This window comes from Janthinobacterium sp. 344 (assembly GCF_900112025.1).
Lineage (GTDB): Bacteria > Pseudomonadota > Gammaproteobacteria > Burkholderiales > Burkholderiaceae_D > Janthinobacterium.
In genome coordinates this window covers 580,257-601,242 of sequence record NZ_FOKL01000003.1, presented here as the reverse complement: position 1 = coordinate 601,242, position 20,986 = coordinate 580,257, and the positions used below count along the sequence as shown (strand labels likewise).

Below are 20,986 nucleotides of genomic sequence, written 5' to 3'. Positions count from 1 at the left end.
CTGAGGCAAAAGCGGTAGCTGAGGCAAAAGCGGTAGCTGAGGCAAAAGCGGTAGCTGAGGCAAAAGCGGTAGCTGAGGCAAAAGCGGTAGCTGAGCATGTAAAAAATGTTCACTCAACTGAAATTGTTGAGGTTTCAGTGGACGTAGATTTTAATGCGGAGGTAAAGATGAGAAAATCATCAAGATGTAATGTAGTGAAATTTGTAGCAGAAATTGCAGTAGCAATGGCAGTGAGTGTGAGCATGCTTCCGTAAGCTGATTAGAATAGAAAAATTCCCGCGCTGCGGGTTTTTTTTTGCATGTATGACATAGAGCCGAAGGTTGAAAATTTCTTCCCCCGTTCGGTGTGCTTTTCTCATGACAGATACGAATTTCGCGCCAATCTGCGAGACAGCCCCATGCAGGGCGCCCTTCCGCCAACGCAATATGGTTCGTCCACCAATAGCTAGTTCGCTGAGCTTTGGAGATTGTAGTCGGTGAATTGGTTTGATCTAGCGATGCTGGAAGGGCATAGTAGTAGGAGCATACGTTTTATGTCATGCTCGATTACCCGTGGTCTAAGGATGGCGGGCTGGAAATGGCGACTGCTCGTATGAGCCACAAATCCAATGCCTCACGCACCGTTATGAGCAAGCTCGTCACTTCTCATGCACCGCCCAAGTTGGGGCGCAACGATCCCAGTTTTTGTGGTAGCGGCAGGAAAAGCAAGCGCTGTCGCCGACATTAGCGGTGCTGTTCAGCATTTGAAATCGTCGGCCCCGTCCGCGATAGTGTCAACAATCAAGACATGTTTGTGTGGGTGGGGAAGCAACTTGCCAGAGGCATATACCGATCGGTAGCGTGATCTATTTGGGGCCTCTGGCACTGTCGATCTACGTGCCACTTAGAACATTTAAAACGATGGCTTAAACTGGCTGTGATGGCGGGGCTGGATGGGTAAGCGAGGGTCAGAGCCCAAGTGCAAATTTGGCGCCACCCATTGTTGGTGCGTATTCCATGCCGATAGCAATAAATTCAGCGGCGAGGTCACCTTTCAAGCCGTTACCCGTTTCACCTCGATAGTCTTTAGTATTCGAAGATACAAAAATTCCTTTACCTTTCCAACCTGCCGAACGCAAGGTTTCGACAATGCTGAGATACGATTCAATTACCACACAATCTTTGCTAGACTCCTTGCCTTTAGTGGCTGGGGTTCTTCCTTGATTGACTCGAAGGAATGCCTTTGAGTGAATGCCGTGTGGCTCATCAAATGTTACAGCTATCTTTATCATGCGATCTACCGCTGCCCTTGATTTTTTAATGTGATTATCAAGATGTTTTAAGTCAGATTTACCGATTGATCCGAATGCTGCCGCAATAGCCTCGACGTTGGAAACTTTCGCCTTTAGCTTTCCAATCGCCTTCGTCGCTTCGTCCTGGACCTTCTGAAGGTTGTCCGTCAGTTCAAACTTAACTTGTGGGGCAAGTAGGCCGATGAGCGCGGACTTTGACTCCATTTTTGTCAATAGGAAAAGAGCGGCTGCCGAATCAGCCGCGTTGATCATATCTCTAGTTGGATCACGCATAGTATCTAAGACCGAACACGTGTCGAGACATAAGATAGGAGCCTGCAGTGCCACAATTCTCTCAATTTCTTGGGTGCTCATTCCCATCAGTGAAGCTCATCATATCGTTGAAGCAAATCGCGTGAGAATGCATAGTCCGACGCTAAGTCGTGAGCGATCTCCTGTGGAAACTGTTCGACTTCATAGAGCCACTTGAAAAGCAAATCGGTGTCCGCCTTACTCTCATTTCGATGTGCCGAAATGATGAAATCTATCCAGCGCTCGGCATCCTTGGGATGCGATGCTCCCGTAGACTTGTTCGCTAAGTTGCTGAATCGTGTAAAGGCATGAGATGTATGGGCATCAAACCAGTCTGTAATAGACTGGGTTGCTGCGCTGAGCGTGGCTGAGCATCCGATGCTGATGGCAGCAGGGGAGGCGACTAGCATCAAGAACTCTTGAAGTATTTGGTTATATAGACCGATGGTAAGAGAGCCAAGACTGGTTGGCACCACGTTTGATACAATATAGCCCACTTCTGTAGGCCACAACATAATTCTGGCTGAAGGAGTGCCTAAAGTCTCGGACCGTTCCATTAGGATTATTTCGCCTTGATCTTGCTGTTCGATAGGGGCATCCGAGACGTGGTTCCACGGCGATTTCGCATGAGAAATCAGTGCCTCTGCAAGTTTGCCGCGTTCAGCTTTATGAACGTAAATGTAAAGGTCTTGGAAAACTTCTAAAGATGATGACATGCCTTTTCCTCTTTCTAAATGGACGTTTATTTTAGCAGTGCATTGATAAAATCGGTGACTTATGGTTTCGCAGAAGGAGGAGGACGTGAAGCATTATTTTTTTGACTAGTCAGGTGCTAAAAGTGAGCCGTCAGACCGAATAAATCTTGCATGATGAATTAGAACGATTGCGCCAATATTGTTGGTTGCGCTGTGGACAACACCTGTAAATCGCCAACTAAAAACACCCGCAGCCGAATCTTGGACGGCAAAGGCCGGCGCACCACTGATACCTCCTAAATCGTATCCCTCGGCAGGAATACCGTGTCCGGTTGTGTCGATCCATTCATCGGGATCTAATGTGCATCCGAATTGCCGCTCACTAGAGGAAGATACAGGAGTGAGTGCCGCGTAAATTCCAAAGTTAATGGTTTCAAAATTAATCTGTTTGCGTTCTTTGCCGGGAAACCCGCCGAAAAAAATTCCGTCAGAAGGAGTAACGTCTTTTGGTGGCCAGTCCTTTCCATCAGATACAATCATTTTCCCCAATGTGGCTATCTCGTCCGCTTCAATTTTGAAAGTAGCGATGTCTAGAGTTTTCGATCCTAAGCTACAGATCAGCCTAGCCTCTAAATCAAATTCAGTTTGGCCCAGTTGGCAACGTAAGATAGATGATGACCTCTTGGCTTCTAGATATCCTTCGTATACATGGGCTGCTGTCACTAAGAACGGACCTTGACCGCAATCAAGAATGAAAGCTGTGCCGGCGTTCATCACCTGCCACTTAGAGTTATCAAACTTTCCCCATGCGATCGAGGTAGCATACCTCATCATAGTCCTGAGCAGTTCTCGCCCAAAATCCCCCCTCAGTAGGGATTGGGCCTCATTTTCTGTCATGTCATGTCCTAATGGTAACGGTAGCCTTTAGAAATATTCTGGATGGCTCTGTTAGGTTGGCTCGTAGAATGGTGTAAAGTGAGTTGCTAGCGTGTAATTTTTAAAGTCCATATTTTTGTTTACGATTTTTGAAGGCGGGTTCTGTTCCTTCGAGAATCTCAACTACTCTGGCCTTGATGGCGGGCGACTCAATGCCTCCTGAAATGTAGGTAAACCTGTTGCTCGCCTTATCGCAAGTCGCGCTTATGATTTGCTCAGCGTCACACACCACGGCGAGATTGGGGTTGTGCGTGACCATGATGACCTGGCGGCGCTTCTTGGCCGCCTTGATGCACTTGACTAGAACTTTGAAGATGGTTTGGTTGTCGAGATTCTCCTCGGGCTGGTCGACGATGATCGGGATGTCGTCCTTGTCCACCAAAAGATAGAAGACGAGTAGAAGAAGCCCACGCTCGCCGGGCGAGAGTTGGCTGATTTCCTGGTTGTCGAATGTGAGCGAATACCTAGGAACAAGATAGCCCATGCCGAAGATGTAGTCGAGCACCTCCTGCGGCTCGATCCCGCTGCGCAGTTGGTCGGATAGCTTAGCTTCGCGGCCTGCGGCCGAATCCCTGCGATCAAAGTGGAGCCTGTCATCGACCATGTCGAGAAATTTTAGTGTGGAGTCCACATCGTCGAAATCTGTCTCTGTTAGCAGAGCGCGCATGAGTTGGTTGCTTTCATCTTTGCCGTAAAAGCTACCACGCGACTGCCGACTGATTTTTGCGAAAAATTGATCTTGGAAGTTGGACTCCTCGATGCGCACGTCGAAATCCAACGGAAGATGCATGTCCATCTGAGCGGCGGATTTTACAAACGCCCGCACAGGCTCGTAGAGCCTGCGATACTCTTCAACGGTCTTGACGATCTGATCATGAACTCTTTTAGCCAATTCCACGCGGGTAGCTTTTAGATCGACAAGTTTCGCCGGCAAGAATTCGAGGGTGGCGATTTCATCCTTGAACCACTCGATTGACTGGACTTTGTCTTTGTTGCCCAACAGCTCCTGCTTGGCCAACTCCCATTTTGTCACTTGCTCTTTGTATATGATAAACAGTCGCTGCTTTTCTCCAAGCTTGCCTTTGATTTCGGTGACTCCGGCCTCAGCGATTTCGCGTCGCTTGTTAATTCCAGTTGGTTCCTGGCTGCTGAGGGCTGCATCGACGCTCGAGATCGAGTCCTTCAACGTCTTGCTGAGCTCTTCGATTTTTTTCGTATCGATCTTCAAATCCACCAAGTCCGACGCTTTCAAGTTTCCATCGACATCGGCCAGCATCACCGCCAATTCGGAAACAAATTGATCATGAGCCTTTCTGTGATTGCTGATAGCTTGGGTGACGCGGATTAGGACGGCTTGGCGCTTAGCCTGTGTTGCCTTTTTATCACGAAGCAGCCTCTCTTCTTCACGCATCTTTTTGAGCTCTGCTTCTAAGGCTTCGATTCTCTCCGTCGCTGCGTGGGACGCTTCCTTCGCTGCGTCCGAAGCCGTAGGGTCCTCGACCTGCGCCGGTCTTGCGCTATCGAGAGCCGTCAGCTCGGCGATCTTCATGTCGAGCTGTTGTTGAAGAGATTGTTTGAAATCCGGGGAGAGTCGTTTTTCAGCTTGTAAGATTTCGGCGTTCGTCTTTGACATTTCCTTGATGACCAGGGCACGCTCTGCCTCGATTTCCGCCACTTTAAAGTTGAGCAGCTCGTCCATCGAGTTGTAGCCTAAACGGGCGTCCTCCGGAACGTGCGTGTAGATAATTTTGCGGAGCTCAGTATCGAAAGTTGATGAGCCGCCATCGCCGAGTTCGTTGCACAGCGTTTCTAGATAGCTTTGCGGCAGATACTTGACTCTCTCCACACTGGTGTCCGATGGGTCTTGGTCCAACGCGCGCTCTGAGTGTGTTCCATCCATCCAGCCCAAGGCTCCGTTGAAATGGGACGCGAGCTTGTTGCGCCCATTTCTGAAGCGCTTCTCGTTGAGGAACGAAAAGCCCTTAAAATTCTTCGTGTCGCCCGCGAGGGCCGCAATGTCTGCGAGGGCGCTCTTGCCACTCCCCTTGTTCCCAATGATCGCGACCAGATCGTGGCTCAGTGGCATGTCCACATCGAACCATGTTTGGGCTATTGTCGAGCCTGGTTTTTGGCTGACGCGGATGCTGGATATATATTTTGTGCGATTGGCTTCGACCAATAGCCGCTTGGGTGGCATGTCGCCGACATACACCCGATCCTCGAATTCGGTGAGGGCTTGTTGGAGCCCCTCGAAGGTCGCGTCCGCCTTGATCCATGTGAAGCAATTGCCCACACGGTCCTTATCTGGAGAGTTGCTCAATGCGTGGGCGTCTGAACAGTCGAGCAGGGCGTTCTTGACGTTGGATTCAATTAGCTTCTTCCTTGCTGAATCGTATTTGGCGGGGTTTTCCGAGGCGGTGAAAACCAAGTCGGCCCTGTTGATGATGTTGCGTTTTTCCGCGATTGATTGATCGTCCCACTTCAGATTATCCCACTCAGTCTTGCCGACGGCGATCAAATACCTTCCAGCGAGGGCATGTTTGTTGAGGGCCTCCATGACCTTTTCCAAGCTTACGCACAGATTGTTGAATCCCTCATGGAGGGGCGGGGCGTAGGCAGCCCTCTTGTCGGCTGGCGCCGATTCGAGGATCATCGCGCCGAGCTCGGCAAGACTGTCGCGGGTGATGACGCTTTGCCACTTTCCTTTCCAGTCTGAAGAATCTGGGATCAAATCGTAGCTGGGCGCGAGAGAGCCAAGGAATTGCTGCCGAATGAGTTCGGGGTCCAAGGCATCGAAAATCACATGGAGGTTGATGCGGTTCCACCCGGATTGGGAATAGCTGCCATCCTTTTCCTTCTTGACAACGCCAGCAAACTTGTCCAGGCGCAGCTCGATCACGGGTAAGATCAGGTCGATATTTTTGAGCCGGCCATCTTCAAGCTTGGCCTTGCGCACGCGCTCATAGCCATCGATAAAAATGTAGTCATTGATCCCGACAACCTTAAATTCAGGGGGGAGGGCTTCAAGGTCTAGAAGAAATGCTTCCCACGCTTCTTCCTGCGATCCGGGATAATTGTGGACGACCGACGCCGGCGTGTGGACATGCAGGTCCCATTTTTTCCAAGTTGAGCCGGCTGGATCATTGGCCATTGATGCGTCCTTAATTTAGTAAGCGAGATTTGCAAATTACCGAACTATAACGTTGCAATATATTTTTAAACAATAATAGTTTATGGTTGTCCTTAAACACAACAACTATTGGCGAAACCTTATTAGTCATTTGTAGACGACCTAATCTAAGTATTGCTGTCCATGGGGAATCAATGAAAGCGATTGCCGTCTTCGGTGTCGCGCACGTAGCAGATCGAACTCCGGGGACTTGCTACGCGGCCCTGGTTTCAACAATAGCGGGCGGCGCTTAGCTCCCGGCGGCAACGGTTCCGCTGGACCGTCGGTACGCATACTGATGCTAAGCGGATCTGGCGTGGTCTCGGGCGTGGAGTAGGGAGCGCTTTCATCGACTTTGATCCAACAATGGTCGATGCCTCGGTGCATGGCCAAAGTGGTGAAAGCCCTTCTTGCTGGATCAAGAAGAATGCAGCCGGTTACTCCACCATTTCTGGCCTGGTAGGCGCTGAAAATGGGACTGCGTTCGAGTGACAGGGTATAGAGCTCGAATTGGCGCTGGCTGATCGGGGTGAGAAGTCGAGTCTCTCCGATTGGGAGCATGACCAGCCTGGTGGCCCATCATCTGTTTGGAACGCTCGATTAGATCGAGGATTTTGCAACCTGCTGGCTGTGGACTTACAATCACGACCGGCCCAACATGGCACTTGGCGGCATTACACCAAAACAGAAGCTTGCCTTGGCCGCTTAACCTCTACCTTTAGCACGATCTAAAAATGTGGGGATTACCGTAGTAACTATAAAACGAGTTTGGCCAGCGCTACAGCGGCGACGTCACTACGTAAATGACCATAATGCTTCTCGATCATTGCGACTGATGTGCCGCTAATTTGCGCAACGGTTAGAAGATCCAGCCCCCCATGGACAAGATCGCTGATAACACTGTGACGCAATGTGTACGCACTTGTTTCTGCCGGCAGAGCTGCGTTTTTTGCTGCGTTTTTGATGGGATCTTTCCAGGAGTCCTTGTTCCAGGCTTGTCCGTCGGCACGCGCCAGTAGGGGGGCGGTCGCTGTTTTGTTTGCGGCGGCCATCTCGAATAGCTGAGAAATTTCCGAAGGAAGTTTAATTTTCCTGTCCTTGCCGCCCTTGTCTTTGCCAATTTTCAGTACGCTCAGGCGCTGGTCAAAATCCGCCACGGTGAGGGCAGCAAGAGCCCCCGGGCGAAGTGGCAGTATGGATAATCCTCGCAGGAATGCTGCGAGATCGTCTGGCGCATGTCTGATGAGATTTCGCCGCTGCTCGCGATCCAGATATAAATCCCTTCGTTTGGCGACGTTCTTGAATGCTTTCAGAGTTTCGCTCCAGGAAAAGTTCGAATTGACCTTGCCGTCAGCGAATGCACAATTGAGGGCTGCGCGTACCGCCGCAATATCGCGATTGACGCTGTCCTTGGAACGCTCCCGGACATCACCAGCCTTGTTAATGGTGACGGGTTTAGCTACCATGCGACGACGAAAGTCGTTCATGTGGTCCCGGGTCAATTTCATCAGTTCTATCTTGTGTATAGGGTCCTGCGTGATCCACCGGCGATAACGTGCGGCGAGGTCTTGTCCTGGCTTGCTACCCTTCAGCTCCTGGATCCGCTTCACATACGCGTTACAGGCATCCAATACAGTTGTCGGTTGATGAAGGGCACCAATGTCACCTGTGGCCGCGTGAGAAAACCATTCACGTGCGGCTGCGACAGCCCTGTCAAAACGTTCATGATGCAAATGTTCATCTAACGTGCCGAGACTACTTTCGACTTCCTTTCCTGTCTCATCACGATGTCGAAGCAGCCACGTTCCGCTTGAGCTATCTGACATTTTGCGAAACCCGATATAGAAGCCTTTGCTGATTCTGTGCCAATACGGTTCACGCCGGGTTTTCAGCTTGTTGCGCGCTGTAACTGTATCGATTTTGTTGGCCATGCCATCCTCCGTAACGTGCAAGAATGTTGTATGTGTTCAACCGTAGAATCAGTGCTCAATGTACGGGAAAAGTACGGGAAACAGTAGCACATTTCGGCGGACGTTAGCAGATCAAGATGATGCTTTCTCCTATGAAGGAATAGTCCAGTGACATCCAAGCAGATGCACGTTTTCGTCATTCACACTGCAGGGGTCGCAAGTTCGAAACTTGCACTTCCCACCAAAATTTTCGTTTTTATTCAATGACTTAGGACTTCATATCTTGTCTGAATAAGAACTTGGGGCAAACTTGGGGCAATGGGATGTTCGTCCATTGTCCAGCCCAAAATGATACGGCCGCTTCCTGCGGCCGTTTTCACATCTAGCTGGTTTCAAGTGCCTATCCAACCTCCCCCTTGCTCTCAAAGCAACAGGTTCGTACACTAAGCCATGCAGGTCGTCCGCTATCGGTCAACAGCGGACCGCGTGGACGAGTACCTGCCATGGCATTTGCTTCGGCATTCAAACCCTGCCTGACCAACACCCGGCTTCCAGTGCTTGGAGGCCATCGGTCACATTGAATCACCGTTCAAGACGGTTGTGGTCCGACGCTTAGACGACGGAAAGGACCGCCGGATCCCCAGAACGCCAGACGTTGTCGACAGTGGTCTTCGTGATGACCCAGACGTTGTCGCTTCTTTTTAGCTCAACATCGTAGCGGTTCTTCATCAGATAGTGGCGAGTCGGATCTTGCCGTGGGACATGCTGGGCCTCTACGAGCACATCCAGTCGCGCTGTGTCGCCGTCGATGGTGACACGTGGGTTGGTCACGCAATGACTCGTATCCAACGCCGCGAGAGAGGCGGTGAGGGCAGCAACGATATAGTCTCTACCCTCGATCACAGGATATTCAAACCCGGCCTTGGCGGCAGCTGGGCGAAAGTCCGAAATGGCATTTTCTGCCAGTGCGGACGATAGAAGGTTCTTGTCTCGAAGGTCGATGCCAGCGGCGAAACGGTACAGAGTATCGACTACCGCAAGCTGGTCTGCGACCTCGTTGGCAAGTGATGGTGACATGGTCATAAGTAATTCCTTTGCTGACCCGGCGGCTTGCGAAATGCAGCCAGTCCCGGCATCGGCACCCTTGAAGGCGCCAATCATTGTTTTCTCTAATGGTTACTCGAGATCGGCGTCGATGCGTTCGATCAGACCGGCGGCGTTGGCCTGGATTCGGAGAGACCCAATCTCGTGGCCAAAGGTGCCGGTGAAGTCAATGCGAACAAGCGCCACCAGGTTGTGTGGTTGCTCTAGCGACAACAACTTGCTCGCAGTGTTATAACCGACGAAGAATTGTTCGAGGTAGCGACGAATACCTTCGATGCCGGCGAAAGCATTGCCAACCGAAACGTCTTCGATGACCGCATCGGACGTGAAGAGAGCCAACGTTCCCTCGACGTCAAAGGCATTGGCGAGTTGTATAAATTGATTAATTAGCTTTTCCATGGAATGCTCCTCAAGCATCGACGATCGTGGTGTCGGCGATGGTCTCGGCAAAACCATTGCCGAAAAGTATTGCAGGGGTCTGAAAACCAGAACGGTACTCGCCGCCGAGAACGCGCCGTCCTGCCTCGGCGGCGGCAGTAGCGGTGAACGTGTAGCCGTTGACTGTGTCGAGCACCGAGCGGACAACACTGCCATCTGAACTGGTGACCTCGGCGACGGCCTGATAACGATGGGCCAACCGTTCCTGCTCACTCGGCCCATCCGGCAGTGCCGAGAGATCACCTTGAGGGAATCCGTCACCGGTAACGTGGACGAACGTTTCAATGTCAGGAATGCCAGTTGACTTCCAGATCGTAATCAGATCGGGAAGGGTGACCTGAAAGCAATCCACTGCCCCCTTGCCAAAGTCGAGTTTTCGGACCGCTCCGTGCGGCCGCGCAACCAGCCCTCCGCCGTGGCGCGCAAGCGTCTCTGCGGTGACGCTGCCCATGGCGCTGACGGCCGATCCTCGCGACAAACCACCTGATACATGCATCGCCACTTGAATGCTCGATGGATTATTTGCCTTTGCGACGGCGTGTCCGGCAAGGCAGCCCAGCAATGCCACGCTGCCGCCACTGCCCGGCAGTAGCATCACACCTGCGGCTTTAGCCTCGCCGTCGAGCACTTCGGCCAGACGATAGCTGTCGAGTTCTGCGGCGACGTCAAGATAGTGCACACCTTGGCGAATACAGGCGTGCATCAGAACATTGGCAGTCCTTGCGAACGGACCTGCGCAATTGAGGAGGACACCGACATCGCCGAGTGATGATTCAACCACCGCGGTGTCTTCGAGTGCGAAGACGCGGTACTCCAGGCCGAGCATCGCGGACATTGAAACGAGCGTCGCCTCAATACGTCCAGCAAGGATAAGCGGCGTTTCTGCCGCTACGGCGTACTGCGCCGCCATGCGGCCGGTGTAGCCGGTCGCGCCATAAATCATTAATTTCTTCATATCAGTGCTGCCATTGCTTGTAGACGAATTCCAGGCTATAGCCATCCGGGTCGCGCACCTGCGCGGCGTAATAGCGTGGGTCATAGTGCAACTGCGGTCCGGGCGGATGGATTTCGGTGGCGCCGGCGGCCATCGCCGCGGCAAAGGCCGCGTCGACCATGCGCTGGCTATCGGCGACGAAGCCCACATGGGCGGCGCGGCCGTCCACCGTACCTTCGCGCAGCCAGAAGAACACGCGGCCGTTGGCGCCGAAACCCTTCAGGTCCGGGTGACCTGCCGGGCCTTGGCGGCCGTCGTAGTCAAGTGCATGGGCAATGCACAGCGGCGCCAGTGCTTTTTCGTAAAAGGCAATCGAGCAAGCGATATCGCTGACGCAGATAAAAACGTGATCGAGCATGATGCGTTCTCCTTGATTCAGATGATGTAGCCGCCCGCGACTTCGATGTTCTGAGCATTGATCCAGCGGTTCTCATTGGACAGCAAGCTGGCGATAACACCGCCGACTTCTTCCGCCTCACCGACCCGGCCGAGCGCCGTTTGGTCCGCCAGCATAGCCTCGAATTCCGGTGTCAGTCCACCGCCCAGCTCAGTACGGATCGCACCCGGCGCGATCGAGTTGGCCCGAATGCGGCGCGCGCCAAATTCCTTGGCCATGTAGCGCGTAAGTACCTCCAGACCTCCCTTGAAAGCGGCATACGGCGCCACGCCAGCCGTAGCTACCCGGCTCGTTGCACTGGTGATGTTGACCAGGTGGCCGCCGTCCTCGATGAGCGGCAGCAGCGCCTGAGTCAGGAAAAACGGTCCCTTGAGGTGGATGTTGAACAGACCGTCGAACTGCGCCTCGGTGACCTCTGCGATCGGCGCATACAGCCCGTATCCGGCGTTGTTGACAAGGAAATCGAAGCTGTTTCGGCCCCAGACGGCGGCCAGCTGGCCAGACAACGCCTGGCGGAAATCGGCGAACGATTGGCTGTTGCCAACGTCCAGCTTCAGCGCAACCGCCTTTCCGCCCATCCCGGTGATGGCTTGCACGACCGCTTCCGCTTTTTCCCGATTGCTGTTGTAAGTGACGACCACGCCCATGCCGCGCTTGGCGCATTCTAGTGCAGTGCTGGCGCCGATACCACGGCTGCTGCCCGTCACGATGACAATCTTCATTCGATTCCTCCAGTCGATTAGTGAGATCCATGGTAAGACTGCCGCCAGCAACGGACTCACCCGATCCTCCTCAAAACTTGCCTATTTCTGCTTTCCCATTGCATCCGGGGATGGCCCCTGTTAGGGTTTCAACATGGAACAGCAAATGCAAGAATTGAGAGCGCTGGCCGCAGGGGCCGAGAATCGCCGCACCGAAACCGGCATCCCACGTGTCGCCATGGTGCAGGGCGAAATTCCGGAGCATCTGCTTGCTGCCGTCTACGATCCAATGGTCAACTTGATACTGACGGGATCGAAAACGATGACGATTGGCGACCGCACTTTTCATTATGATCCGGCCACCTACTTTGTGATGTCAGTGGATCTCCCTGCAGTGGGTGCTGTACATCCTGCCGCGACAGGCGAACCGTATCTGGCTGTTAGCTTGACGCTTGATCCCGCTATCGTCGCCGCGCTTATCCGTGACTTGCCGGTTCGGGTATGTAGTACGCTGCTTGGTTCAGGATTCTCGGTTGCGCCGGTCAATGGTGAACTGCTCGACGCGTGGATCCGTATGCTGCGACTAATGGAGCGGCCGGACGAGATAGCCGTGCTCGCTCCTGCTTATGAGCGTGAGATATTGTTTCGTGTGCTTCAGGGACCTCTCGGTTGGATGCTACGAGACATCGCATCGCCTGACACGGCACTTTCACGTATTAGTGTTGCAATCAACTGGATACGTCGTAACTTTACCGAACAGATAAAGGTGGAGGCACTCGCTGAGATGGCGGCGTTCAGCGTTTCTGCATTCCATCGCCATTTTAAAGCGGTGACGGCATTGAGCCCCTTACAATATCAAAAACGTCTACGTTTGTTACATGCGCGCTCACAACTCATCTCCGGCCAAGGCAGCGCGACTTCGATTGCGTTCAGTGTAGGCTACGAGAGCCCTAATCAGTTCAGCCGGGAATATGCTCGCTTGTTCGGCCTACCACCTTCTAGAGATCTTGTGAAAGCCACCCGAGAGCTGCGGGGGGAATAGTAATCGAGCCGACAACCCTGGATGTTTGGCAGGCTTGGTCTTGGTCTATCAGATGGTGATTTAAAATTGCTCTCACCAAGCGGTTAGTCGGTCACCAGCCATTTGAAGGTCGGATCAATACGGTGCTGGGCTTACGCTTTCGGTTAAGCGGCCATGGCAAGCTTCTGTTTTGGCGTGACACCGTTTGGTGCCATGTCGCGCTGGCCATGAGCGCAACTCAACCGCCAGCGCGCAAAGTCCCCGATCTGGCCGAGCGCACGAAGCAGAAGACGGGCTAGTTTATCGTAGCCAACTGTGCCGCTATGGCGCGAAAAGCAGGCGCTCTGCCGCTGCCTCGATCGGATAAACCATCCTTCGCCGGCAGTTTTGGCTAGGGAAGGCCTGCTTGTGCTAGGGTGCGGCAGGAGTCTCTGCAGGGCAGGGGATAGACTGGCCAGCCCCGACATCGTCGTCGGGGCAAACAGCTACGAGATCGCACATCAGGTGCATGGCAGGACGTCCATGCCCAACACGATCTATCGGTTTTTCATCTTTCAAGAACTGTGGGTCAGAAGTGTCTTAGCTACTGGTGGCTATTCATATCTCCTATGTGACAAAAAGGAAATGTATGTTCAAGAGGATATTATTAGTTGTTTCGGCAATGACACTTGTCTCAAGTGCTTGGGCCAATGACGGAATATGCAAAACGATGGCAACGCTAGCCAAAACCTCTGCCGAGCAGCGAGATGCTGGAATAGCGCGCGTCGCTCTACTCCGACGTTTGGTTCAGGAAGGCAAGCTCGAAAAGGGAGACGCTGCTACACCGTTCGTCTTTAATACCGTGGTGTGGATCTACGATGAGAATATCTCTGCAAAAACGGCATATAGACAAATGTATGATAAATGCTTCAAGGCTCTTGCGAAAAGGCGTTAAATGTTAAATGTGTTGGGCTTGTCGTAAGCGTCTTGCCTGAGCCTTCTTGAGTTGAGCGTGGTATTGCGAGATGATGGCATCACACTGCAGGGAAGAGGCGTGTTTCAAACCGTTGGAACCTGCGCGGCGAAGTGCCAGTATAGGAATTCGTCGACCCGGTTGGCCCAGTGGTCAGCGATGCGCGCGAGCACATGGCGTAGCCAGGCCTCAGGATTGACACCATTGAACTTGGCCGCCCCGAACAACGAGCAGATCAGGCCGGCGCGCTCGCCGCCACTGTCGGCGCGTTCAATGAGCCCCGTGCAGTAACAACTACCCTTCATCCTCCCGTAATGATTTGACCTAAGATAGCTGCAAAGAAGATCCGGAAGCCAGACGTTCGCTATGTGATGACAATAGTATTTGATCGAGATCCTGACGTAGTCGCCGAAGTTTTAGAGCGCGCATGCGGTAAATGTGAAGGCTATGGGGCATTGGCGCCATTTATTAAAAAGGCGAATGGGGAGCCATACCTAGAAGTTCATCACATTGTCCCACTCGCAGAACATGGCGACGACATGCCCGAAAATGCACTAGCGTTATGTCCAAATTGTCATCGTCAACGACACTACGGGAAAAAGCCGTGGAGATCAATTTTCGTGGGAAGTTGTTAGTTGGGATGAAATCGACATTCGTTGTTGCGGCGCGCAGAGGCGTTGGTGCGGCAAAGAAGCACCAACGTGTGAATGAAAGCCCTGTTAAGCAAAATGGGAGATCGAGGTGTTTCGCGGCATCAGCGCGCTTTGGATATCAGCCCCCCCGCACTGTGCACATGCGTCTCGAAATGCTTTCCGCAAGTTGGACTGTTTGACGAGTGCTGTGGCTACGTTCAAGGTGCCGGCACTTCGGCTTCGGTGATACGGGCGAGGGCTGGGCTCAGTTTGTGATCCCGTGCGATTCTGTGCACACGCTATTTTTCGTCATAGGTTATGAATCGATGTCCTGCTGCGGTCAGCAGCGGTAACGCACGTTCGAGATCGCGTCTCTGAAGCAATAGATGATCGCCGTCGAAGGTTGATACAACGAAGATGCCGATCCCGCCGCGCGAGAGCGGCTCGATAACTGACAAGACAATGCCCGTGGCGCCGAAAGCGAACGGACCGACGAAACGCCAACATACCCAATCCTGTTCGGACTGAATGCCTGCGGGTACGCGGTCGGCCCTGCAGACGATCGATAGCTCCTGGCGCGAGCGGCTGATGGTGACAAAGCCTTTTCCGTCGACCCAATCGGGAATTACCGAATCATGCGCGAGGCGGCTGACTGCATAGGAGTATGGATCTTGTTCGAGTGTTATCTGATGCATATTAATCTTTGCCCCTGGAATGATGTTGAAGCCAGCATATACGATCGGGTGGCCTCTTGTAGTGAATAGTTTTAATCATCCATTCACGACTCTGATGGTAATCCCCCCATTTTTAGATTGGACTAAAAGTAGAGGTTAAGCGGCCAAGGCAAGCTTCTGTTTTGGCGTGACACCGTCTGGTGCCATGTCGCGCTGGCCATGAGCGCAACTCAACTGCCAGCGTGCAAAGTCCCCGATCTGGCCGAGCGCACGAAGCTAATGACGGGCTAGTCTATCGTAGCCAACTGTGCCGAGGTAGCGCTCAGAAGCAGGCGCTCTGCTGTTGCCTCGGCCAGCTATGCCATCCTTCGCCGGCAGTTATGGCTAGGGAAGGCCTGCTTTTGCTAGCGCGCGGTAGGAGTGTCTGCAGGGCAGGGGAGATAGACTCAGCCCCGATCTCGCCGTTGGATCAGGCAGCTAGGAGATCGCGCGCCAGGAGTCTGGTAGGACACCCAGGCTCCAAACACGATTCATCGGTTTTTCAACGCTCAAGACCTATGGATCAGGAGAGTCCAAGCGACCGATGGCGTTTTACCCTAATGGCACCGTCCGCTTCCACCCGGTAGCGGTCGTTCGCCACTTCTGCTTATTTGGCCTTCAAACGCAGCGCGTCTAGCACAAGCAAAAACGCCTGCGACGCATTGCGCCGGCTCGGATAGTACAAATGGTAGCCGGGATAGGTCGGACGCCAGTCTTCCAGCACCTGCAACAGGTGGCCAGATGCGATGTGCCGGTCAGCAACATCCTGCGGTATATAGGCCAAGCCATACCCTTCCAGCGCAGCTGTCACGATTTCCGGCGACGTATTCAGGATGATCTGGCCTTGCACGTGAACGTTCAGCTCCTTACCTGCTTTCTCGAACTCCCATGCAAACAGCCCACCATGTGTCGGTAGGCGCAAGTTGATGCAACTGTGTTCCGTCAGGTCTTGTGGGGCCAACGGCGGTTTTCGCGCCAAAAAATAAGAAGGCGAGCCGACCACGGTCATATTGAAATCCGGGCTGATCCGCATAGCGATCATGTCCTTGGCTACCTGGTCGCCTACTCGCACACCTGCATCGAATCGTTCGGCAACGATGTCGATCAGCCCGTAGTGTATCGAAAACTCGACTTTTAGGTCTGGATAAGCGGGGAGCAGTTTGGATAGCTTCGGCCAGAGGATCGTTCGAACCGCATGATCGTGCGAACTGATCCTGATCGTGCCAGCCGGCTTGTCGCGCTCCTCACTCAGTGAAGCCAGCTCGGACTCGATGGCTTCGCAGTAGGGGCCGACGCTAGCCAACAGGCGCTCCCCAGCCTCGGTGGGTGACACACCGCGCGTCGTCCGGGTCAGTAAACGCATCCCCATCTTCGCTTCCAGCGCGCTGATCGTATGGCTCAAGGACGACTGAGATAGACCGAGCTGGGCGGCCGCCCGGGTAAAGCTGCGCTCCCGCGCAACGACGACAAACGCTGCCACATTGTTGAGATTAATTCGTTCCATTTATCGAAATTTTGCATATCAGCAATCGAAGTATATGGCTTCTCGCAGGGATCGTGCAAGCTTATAGTTCGTTCATAGGTTCTGCCGGCTACCTCCACACCTCCTTAGCCGGCACTTTCAGGAGTACGGCATGCAACAACGTAAATTGGGAAATAGTGGTTTGGAAGTGTCGGCGATCGGACTCGGTTGCATGGGTTTGACGTTTGGTTACGGCCCGGCCACCGATAAAAGTGATGGCATCGCTTTGATCCGTGCTGCTTACGAGCGCGGCGTGACCTTGTTCGATTCCGCCGAAGCGTATGGCCAGGCCAACGAAGAGATGGTCGGCGAAGCAGTCGCGCCGTTCCGCGACAAGGTCATTATCGCCACGAAGTTTGGCTTCAAGGACGGCAACCCTGCCGCAGGCCTTGACAGCCGCCCCGAACGTATCCGGCAGGTCGCCGAAGAGTCGCTCAAGCGCCTGAAAACGGACTGCATCGACCTGTTCTACCAGCACCGTGTCGATCCAAACGTGCCGATGGAAGATGTGGCTGGCGCCGTACGCGACCTGATCGCCGCGGGCAAGGTCAAGTATTTCGGTATGTGCGAAGCCGGCGTGGATGCCATCAGCCGTGCCCATGCCGTGCAGCCGGTATCGGCCCTGCAGAGCGAATACTCGATGTTCACTCGTGAGCCAGAGCACGAAATCCTGCCGCTGCTGGAAAAGCTGGGTATTGGCTTCATTCCATTCAGCCCGCTCGGGAAAGGCTTCCTGACCGGCAAGATCGATGCCGGCACGACCTTTGCAACAGGCGACGTGCGCAACAACTTGCCGCGCTTTGCCGATGAAGCCCGCGAGGCCAACCATAATCTCGTGACCCTTATCGGGGAAGTCGCCGCACGCAAGAATGCTACGCCGGCACAGGTAGCCCTGGCTTGGCTGCTGGCCCAGAAGCCGTGGATTGCGCCGATTCCTGGCACAACCAAGCTGCACCGCCTAGAAGAGAACGTCGGCGGCGCCGATGTTGTTCTCACCCCGGAAGACCTCAAGGCGCTGGCAGACGTGCTTGCAAGGGTGCCGGTACAAGGCGAGCGCTACAACGCGCAGATGATGAAGTCCATCAACCGCTAAGCAGTCCCATTTACCGCGCGTCTGGCCTGACAGTAGTCACCGCAGGGCGCGCACCGCTCTCTTCCACTCTGGGAAATATCATGGTTACAAATACCCTCAACGGGCGCATCGCGCTCGTCACTGGCGGCACGACGGGCATCGGCTTTGGCGCGGCCCAATGCCTACTCGAAGCTGGCGCCACCGTCTACATCACCGGTCGTCGCCGCGAAGTGCTCGACTCCGCCGTGGCAAAGCTGGGCAAGGGCGCCGTCGGCGTCCAGGCCGATGCGTCGGTCAAGGCGGATATGCAGCGCGTGGCCGACACCATCAAGCAGGCGCATGGCCAGCTCGACATTCTGTTCGCCAACGCAGGCGGCGGACACGCCACACCACTGGTGGAACTGACGGAAGAGCAGATCGACAGCGAGCTGTCGATCAACGTCAAAGGCGTCGTGCTGACGATGCAAACTGCCTTGTCGGTGCTGCGCGACGGTGCATCCGTCATCCTGAACGCCTCCATCACCGCCGATATGGGCCTGAAAGGCTTCAGTGTCTACGCCGCGACCAAGGCGGCAGTACGCTCGCTCGCTCGCAGCTGGACCACAGACTTGCGCGACCGCGACATCCGCGTCAACACCGTCAGCCCCGGCGTTGTTCCCACCGAGGGTTACGGTAAGGAACAGAAAATGAGCGACCAGGACGTGGCCGATTACGTGGCCCGTGTGTCCACGGAGATCCCGGCGGGACGGGTCGGCACCACGCGCGACATCGGTAATGCCGTCGTGTTCCTGGCGTCCGATGCGAACAACTACATTCGCGGCATCGACCTAATCGTCGACGGCGGCATGACGCGCGTCTACGCTGGCAAGAACTGAAAGGCGAGCCATGAACAATGCTAAATCATACGAACGCCACATCATTTGCGAACTGCGCTGCGACTCGAAGGACCGCGAGCGCGTACGCGACCTGATTCTGCGATTCGTGGAGCCGGCACGTGCAGAGCCGGGGTGTCTGTATTACGACCTGTACCAGCGGCTCGACACGCCGAACACCTTCTTCATCCTGGACGGTTGGGTCGATGAGGCGGCGGTCAACAGTCACGCGACGCATCCCCATGTTGCCGACGTGATGAAAGAACTTGGACCGCTGTTGACTTTCGGACCGTCCATTACATTGGCCACGCGCACCAGCGATTAATCATTCATTGAAAGGCATTCCATGACAGACCTGAATCAACAAACGAACGCCGCAGCGTCGGAAGCGCGGCAAGCCACGCAGGCCATTTCACCAGCACTTGACAGCTACAGCGACAATGTCTTGTTCGGAAACTTATGGGAACGGCCGGACCTGTCGAAACGTGATCGCAACTCCACCGCCAGCGCGCAAAGTCCCCGATCTGGCCGAGCGCACGAAGCAGAAGACGGGCTAGTTTATCGTAGCCAACTGTGCCGCGATCGCGCGCAAAAGTAGGCGCTCTGCTGCTTCGGTCAGCTATGCCATCCTTCGCCCGCAGTTATGACTAGGGATGGCCTGCTTTGCTAGCACGCGGCATGAGTCTCAGCAGGGCAGGGGTGATAGACAGCTCAGAACCGATCTCGTCGTTGGATCGGGCCACAACGAGATCGCACGCCAAGCGCCTGGCAGAATACCCAGGCCTCAACACGATCCATCGGTTTTCATCTTTCAAGAACCATGGATCGGGAGAGCCTAAGCTACTGATGACGATTCAGTCCAAAAATGCCCGGTTCGCTCAGTAGTTAGGCGTCTCGCGGCCGGAGACGCCATGCGGTGTCTACATTGGCACAGTCTTTCAGAGGCGGTACAGACTGCCGGAGCCAACGCTGTCCACCGGCGTGCCGTCCGTGCAGCCGGCCATCGGCAAACCCTGTGCCCATCCTGCTGCCAAGGCATACACGTCACGCAAGGGATCGGACGCCTTGGCGCGTTCATTGCGAATGCGGCAGGTTTCAGGATCAGTGGCAAACAGCCCGCGCGCGAAAACGCGACCCTGCTCGGCCAGCTTCGCGGTCTTCGGCCCGCGGAGCTCCGCGAAGCGCAGCAAGGCTTCATCGAGGCAGCCGTCCGTCCCAACCAGACACCGAGCCAGATGCCAGGCGTCTTCCAGCGCCTGACAGGCGCCCTGGCCAGATGTCGGCAACGGCGCGTGCGCCGCATCCCCCACGAGCAGCACATTCGCCCGGCTCCACGTGTGCAGCGGCTCCAGGTCGTGCACGGCGATCAGTCGGACGGCATGCGCCGGTGTCGCCTGAATGATGCGGGTGACAGGCTCCGGCCATCCCGCGAACAGATCCTCAATCTCCTTACGCATATCCGCTACGGGCGCCGCCCCCGGCAATGGCCGTGCCTGCGCCGCCGCCCAGTAGACCAAATCCGGCCGGACCGCCACGCAACCGAAGCGATCACCCGAACCCCAATAATCCCGAATCGCGATATCGCCCACTAATGCACGCTCCCCCTGCGCCACACCCACCCAGTTCACGAAGCCCTGATAAACTGGCGTGTTGTCCCCCGCGACGAACCGGCGTGCCACCGAGTCCATGCGGCCATCGGCGCCGATCAGCAGATCTGGACGAATGCTTACCCCGTTTTCGAACCGCGCCAAGGCTTTGCCGCTAGCATCGAGGTCGATCGCCACCGCCCGATGCCCGAATTCTACGGGGATCCCGGCCTGTGCCGCATGATCCAGCAGTACCGCCTGCAAGTCCCGGCGCAAAATCGTATGGGTCGGATGTCCCATAATCTGGTCTAGCAGCGCAATATCGATGCCCCCCAAAGAATTGCCCGCGGCATCTTGACGGTGCATGGCCAATGGCCGGCCTCCCACTGCAGCTATGTCTTGCAGCAGCCCGAGTTCCTCTAGCACAAAGCCGGCGTTGGGCCAGAGCGTAACGCCAGCCCCCATCGTCGCAGGCCCCGTCCGGCGCTCATATACCCGGGGACTGTACCCCCGCTTGCTCAAGGCAAGCGCCACGCTCAACCCTGCAATGCCGCCGCCAAGTATTCCGATTTCCATGTTGAAACTCTCCTATTCAATCCGTCCCGATGCGCCGCCGGCGGCGATCCATCGGACGAGACGGCATCTTAGATTCCGCCACTGTGGAACACTAGTATGTGAAAATGGGCAGC

General features: G+C 54.7%; 21 protein-coding genes and 2 pseudogenes. 9 read left to right on the top strand and 14 right to left on the bottom strand.

The annotated features are described in order from the left end of the window. A partial coding sequence (locus BM193_RS28765; protein ID WP_175533256.1) for a hypothetical protein occupies nucleotides 1-254 on the top strand: 254 nt, incomplete at its 5' end. Between the two features lie 693 nt (nucleotides 255-947). Here BM193_RS28765 and BM193_RS28335 read toward each other — a convergent pair. From BM193_RS28335 to BM193_RS12315, 4 genes are all read right to left on the bottom strand, one after another. Next, entirely contained in the window at nucleotides 948-1,646 is a 699-nt protein-coding gene (locus tag BM193_RS28335; protein ID WP_139176130.1) for a PIN domain-containing protein, read from the bottom strand. Nucleotides 1,647-1,651: 5 nt separating this feature from the next. Beyond that, a complete protein-coding gene (locus tag BM193_RS12320; protein WP_092832344.1) occupies nucleotides 1,652-2,299 on the bottom strand; it encodes a hypothetical protein in 648 nt (215 codons plus the stop codon). Nucleotides 2,300-2,404: 105 nt separating this feature from the next. Further along, nucleotides 2,405-3,175, bottom strand: a complete 771-nt coding sequence (locus BM193_RS28330) for a serine protease family protein (protein ID WP_139176129.1) — start codon at nucleotides 3,173-3,175, stop codon at nucleotides 2,405-2,407. A 100-nt stretch (nucleotides 3,176-3,275) separates the two neighbouring features. Beyond that, nucleotides 3,276-6,365, bottom strand: a complete 3,090-nt coding sequence (locus BM193_RS12315) for a TrlF family AAA-like ATPase (protein WP_092797993.1) — start codon at nucleotides 6,363-6,365, stop codon at nucleotides 3,276-3,278. A gap of 589 nt (nucleotides 6,366-6,954) precedes the next feature. Between BM193_RS12315 and BM193_RS28325 the strand changes: the two are divergent. After that, nucleotides 6,955-7,092 (top strand): annotated as a pseudogene (locus BM193_RS28325) (integrase core domain-containing protein); the annotation flags it as partial. Nucleotides 7,093-7,138: 46 nt separating this feature from the next. Here BM193_RS28325 and BM193_RS12305 read toward each other — a convergent pair. The 6 genes from BM193_RS12305 to BM193_RS12280 all read right to left on the bottom strand — a co-directional run bounded on the left by BM193_RS12305 (nucleotide 7,139) and on the right by BM193_RS12280 (nucleotide 11,948). Further along, entirely contained in the window at nucleotides 7,139-8,314 is a 1,176-nt protein-coding gene (locus BM193_RS12305; protein WP_092832342.1) for a tyrosine-type recombinase/integrase, read from the bottom strand. A gap of 591 nt (nucleotides 8,315-8,905) precedes the next feature. Next, the gene (locus tag BM193_RS12300) at nucleotides 8,906-9,454 is read right to left on the bottom strand and encodes a nuclear transport factor 2 family protein (protein WP_254786090.1); all 549 of its coding nucleotides are present in this window, start codon (nucleotides 9,452-9,454) and stop codon (nucleotides 8,906-8,908) included. 15 nt (nucleotides 9,455-9,469) lie between these two features. Further along, nucleotides 9,470-9,796 carry a nuclear transport factor 2 family protein gene (locus tag BM193_RS12295; RefSeq protein ID WP_092797990.1) on the bottom strand — a complete coding sequence of 109 codons (327 nt, stop codon included), beginning with the start codon at nucleotides 9,794-9,796 and terminating at the stop codon, nucleotides 9,470-9,472. Nucleotides 9,797-9,806: 10 nt separating this feature from the next. After that, complete coding sequence (locus BM193_RS12290; protein WP_092797989.1) at nucleotides 9,807-10,790, bottom strand: saccharopine dehydrogenase family protein; 984 nt, start codon at nucleotides 10,788-10,790, stop codon at nucleotides 9,807-9,809. Nucleotide 10,791: 1 nt separating this feature from the next. After that, nucleotides 10,792-11,187, bottom strand: a complete 396-nt coding sequence (locus tag BM193_RS12285; RefSeq protein ID WP_092797988.1) for a VOC family protein — start codon at nucleotides 11,185-11,187, stop codon at nucleotides 10,792-10,794. A 17-nt stretch (nucleotides 11,188-11,204) separates the two neighbouring features. Then, nucleotides 11,205-11,948 (bottom strand): SDR family NAD(P)-dependent oxidoreductase, encoded by a 744-nt coding sequence (locus BM193_RS12280; protein WP_092797987.1) that lies wholly within the window; start codon nucleotides 11,946-11,948, stop codon nucleotides 11,205-11,207. Nucleotides 11,949-12,081: 133 nt separating this feature from the next. Between BM193_RS12280 and BM193_RS12275 the strand changes: the two genes are divergently transcribed. Together BM193_RS12275 and BM193_RS12270 are read left to right on the top strand one after the other, a co-directional pair. Continuing rightward, nucleotides 12,082-12,969, top strand: coding sequence for an AraC family transcriptional regulator (locus tag BM193_RS12275; RefSeq protein WP_092797986.1), 888 nt, complete (start codon nucleotides 12,082-12,084; stop codon nucleotides 12,967-12,969). A 607-nt stretch (nucleotides 12,970-13,576) separates the two neighbouring features. Continuing rightward, nucleotides 13,577-13,882 (top strand): hypothetical protein, encoded by a 306-nt coding sequence (locus BM193_RS12270; RefSeq protein WP_139176128.1) that lies wholly within the window; start codon nucleotides 13,577-13,579, stop codon nucleotides 13,880-13,882. A 104-nt stretch (nucleotides 13,883-13,986) separates the two neighbouring features. On the opposite strand, the pseudogene BM193_RS12265 reads toward BM193_RS12270, so the two are convergent. Continuing rightward, nucleotides 13,987-14,166 (bottom strand): annotated as a pseudogene (locus BM193_RS12265) (transposase domain-containing protein); the annotation flags it as partial. 105 nt (nucleotides 14,167-14,271) lie between these two features. On the opposite strand from BM193_RS12265, the gene BM193_RS29355 reads away from it, so the two are divergent. Beyond that, nucleotides 14,272-14,535: an HNH endonuclease gene (locus BM193_RS29355; protein WP_092797985.1), complete on the top strand. Its 264-nt coding sequence runs from the start codon at nucleotides 14,272-14,274 to the stop codon at nucleotides 14,533-14,535. 296 nt (nucleotides 14,536-14,831) lie between these two features. Here the strand turns inward: BM193_RS29355 and BM193_RS12255 are convergent, their stop codons facing one another. Continuing rightward, nucleotides 14,832-15,227 carry an ACT domain-containing protein gene (locus BM193_RS12255; protein ID WP_092797984.1) on the bottom strand — a complete coding sequence of 132 codons (396 nt, stop codon included), beginning with the start codon at nucleotides 15,225-15,227 and terminating at the stop codon, nucleotides 14,832-14,834. Nucleotides 15,228-15,852: 625 nt separating this feature from the next. Beyond that, nucleotides 15,853-16,749 (bottom strand): LysR family transcriptional regulator, encoded by an 897-nt coding sequence (locus BM193_RS12250; RefSeq protein WP_092797983.1) that lies wholly within the window; start codon nucleotides 16,747-16,749, stop codon nucleotides 15,853-15,855. Between the two features lie 130 nt (nucleotides 16,750-16,879). Here BM193_RS12250 and BM193_RS12245 point away from each other — a divergent pair, with 130 nt between their 5' ends. From BM193_RS12245 to BM193_RS28760, 4 genes are all read left to right on the top strand, one after another. Further along, a complete protein-coding gene (locus BM193_RS12245) occupies nucleotides 16,880-17,860 on the top strand; it encodes an aldo/keto reductase (RefSeq protein WP_092797982.1) in 981 nt (326 codons plus the stop codon). An 80-nt stretch (nucleotides 17,861-17,940) separates the two neighbouring features. Further along, complete coding sequence (locus tag BM193_RS12240) at nucleotides 17,941-18,714, top strand: SDR family oxidoreductase (RefSeq protein ID WP_092797981.1); 774 nt, start codon at nucleotides 17,941-17,943, stop codon at nucleotides 18,712-18,714. 10 nt (nucleotides 18,715-18,724) lie between these two features. After that, nucleotides 18,725-19,036: a putative quinol monooxygenase gene (locus tag BM193_RS12235; protein WP_092797980.1), complete on the top strand. Its 312-nt coding sequence runs from the start codon at nucleotides 18,725-18,727 to the stop codon at nucleotides 19,034-19,036. Between the two features lie 21 nt (nucleotides 19,037-19,057). Then, the gene (locus BM193_RS28760; protein ID WP_175533255.1) at nucleotides 19,058-19,309 is read left to right on the top strand and encodes a hypothetical protein; all 252 of its coding nucleotides are present in this window, start codon (nucleotides 19,058-19,060) and stop codon (nucleotides 19,307-19,309) included. 340 nt (nucleotides 19,310-19,649) lie between these two features. Here the strand turns inward: BM193_RS28760 and BM193_RS12225 are convergent, their stop codons facing one another. After that, nucleotides 19,650-20,873: an FAD-dependent monooxygenase gene (locus tag BM193_RS12225; protein ID WP_092797979.1), complete on the bottom strand. Its 1,224-nt coding sequence runs from the start codon at nucleotides 20,871-20,873 to the stop codon at nucleotides 19,650-19,652. Nucleotides 20,874-20,986 lie beyond the last annotated feature (113 nt).

Bases quoted from the DNA above. Each gene is read 5' to 3' on its own strand.
- BM193_RS28335 (WP_139176130.1), bottom strand. From the start codon at position 1,646: ATGAGCACCCAAGAAATTGAGAGAATTGTGGCACTGCAGGCTCCTATC.
- BM193_RS12320 (WP_092832344.1), bottom strand. From the start codon at position 2,299: ATGTCATCATCTTTAGAAGTTTTCCAAGACCTTTACATTTACGTTCAT.
- BM193_RS28330 (WP_139176129.1), bottom strand. From the start codon at position 3,175: ATGACAGAAAATGAGGCCCAATCCCTACTGAGGGGGGATTTTGGGCGA.
- BM193_RS12315 (WP_092797993.1), bottom strand. From the start codon at position 6,365: ATGGCCAATGATCCAGCCGGCTCAACTTGGAAAAAATGGGACCTGCAT.
- BM193_RS12305 (WP_092832342.1), bottom strand. From the start codon at position 8,314: ATGGCCAACAAAATCGATACAGTTACAGCGCGCAACAAGCTGAAAACC.
- BM193_RS12300 (WP_254786090.1), bottom strand. From the start codon at position 9,454: ATGATTGGCGCCTTCAAGGGTGCCGATGCCGGGACTGGCTGCATTTCG.
- BM193_RS12295 (WP_092797990.1), bottom strand. From the start codon at position 9,796: ATGGAAAAGCTAATTAATCAATTTATACAACTCGCCAATGCCTTTGAC.
- BM193_RS12290 (WP_092797989.1), bottom strand. From the start codon at position 10,790: ATGAAGAAATTAATGATTTATGGCGCGACCGGCTACACCGGCCGCATG.
- BM193_RS12285 (WP_092797988.1), bottom strand. From the start codon at position 11,187: ATGCTCGATCACGTTTTTATCTGCGTCAGCGATATCGCTTGCTCGATT.
- BM193_RS12280 (WP_092797987.1), bottom strand. From the start codon at position 11,948: ATGAAGATTGTCATCGTGACGGGCAGCAGCCGTGGTATCGGCGCCAGC.
- BM193_RS12275 (WP_092797986.1), top strand. From the start codon at position 12,082: ATGGAACAGCAAATGCAAGAATTGAGAGCGCTGGCCGCAGGGGCCGAG.
- BM193_RS12270 (WP_139176128.1), top strand. From the start codon at position 13,577: ATGTTCAAGAGGATATTATTAGTTGTTTCGGCAATGACACTTGTCTCA.
- BM193_RS29355 (WP_092797985.1), top strand. From the start codon at position 14,272: ATGACAATAGTATTTGATCGAGATCCTGACGTAGTCGCCGAAGTTTTA.
- BM193_RS12255 (WP_092797984.1), bottom strand. From the start codon at position 15,227: ATGCATCAGATAACACTCGAACAAGATCCATACTCCTATGCAGTCAGC.
- BM193_RS12250 (WP_092797983.1), bottom strand. From the start codon at position 16,749: ATGGAACGAATTAATCTCAACAATGTGGCAGCGTTTGTCGTCGTTGCG.
- BM193_RS12245 (WP_092797982.1), top strand. From the start codon at position 16,880: ATGCAACAACGTAAATTGGGAAATAGTGGTTTGGAAGTGTCGGCGATC.
- BM193_RS12240 (WP_092797981.1), top strand. From the start codon at position 17,941: ATGGTTACAAATACCCTCAACGGGCGCATCGCGCTCGTCACTGGCGGC.
- BM193_RS12235 (WP_092797980.1), top strand. From the start codon at position 18,725: ATGAACAATGCTAAATCATACGAACGCCACATCATTTGCGAACTGCGC.
- BM193_RS28760 (WP_175533255.1), top strand. From the start codon at position 19,058: ATGACAGACCTGAATCAACAAACGAACGCCGCAGCGTCGGAAGCGCGG.
- BM193_RS12225 (WP_092797979.1), bottom strand. From the start codon at position 20,873: ATGGAAATCGGAATACTTGGCGGCGGCATTGCAGGGTTGAGCGTGGCG.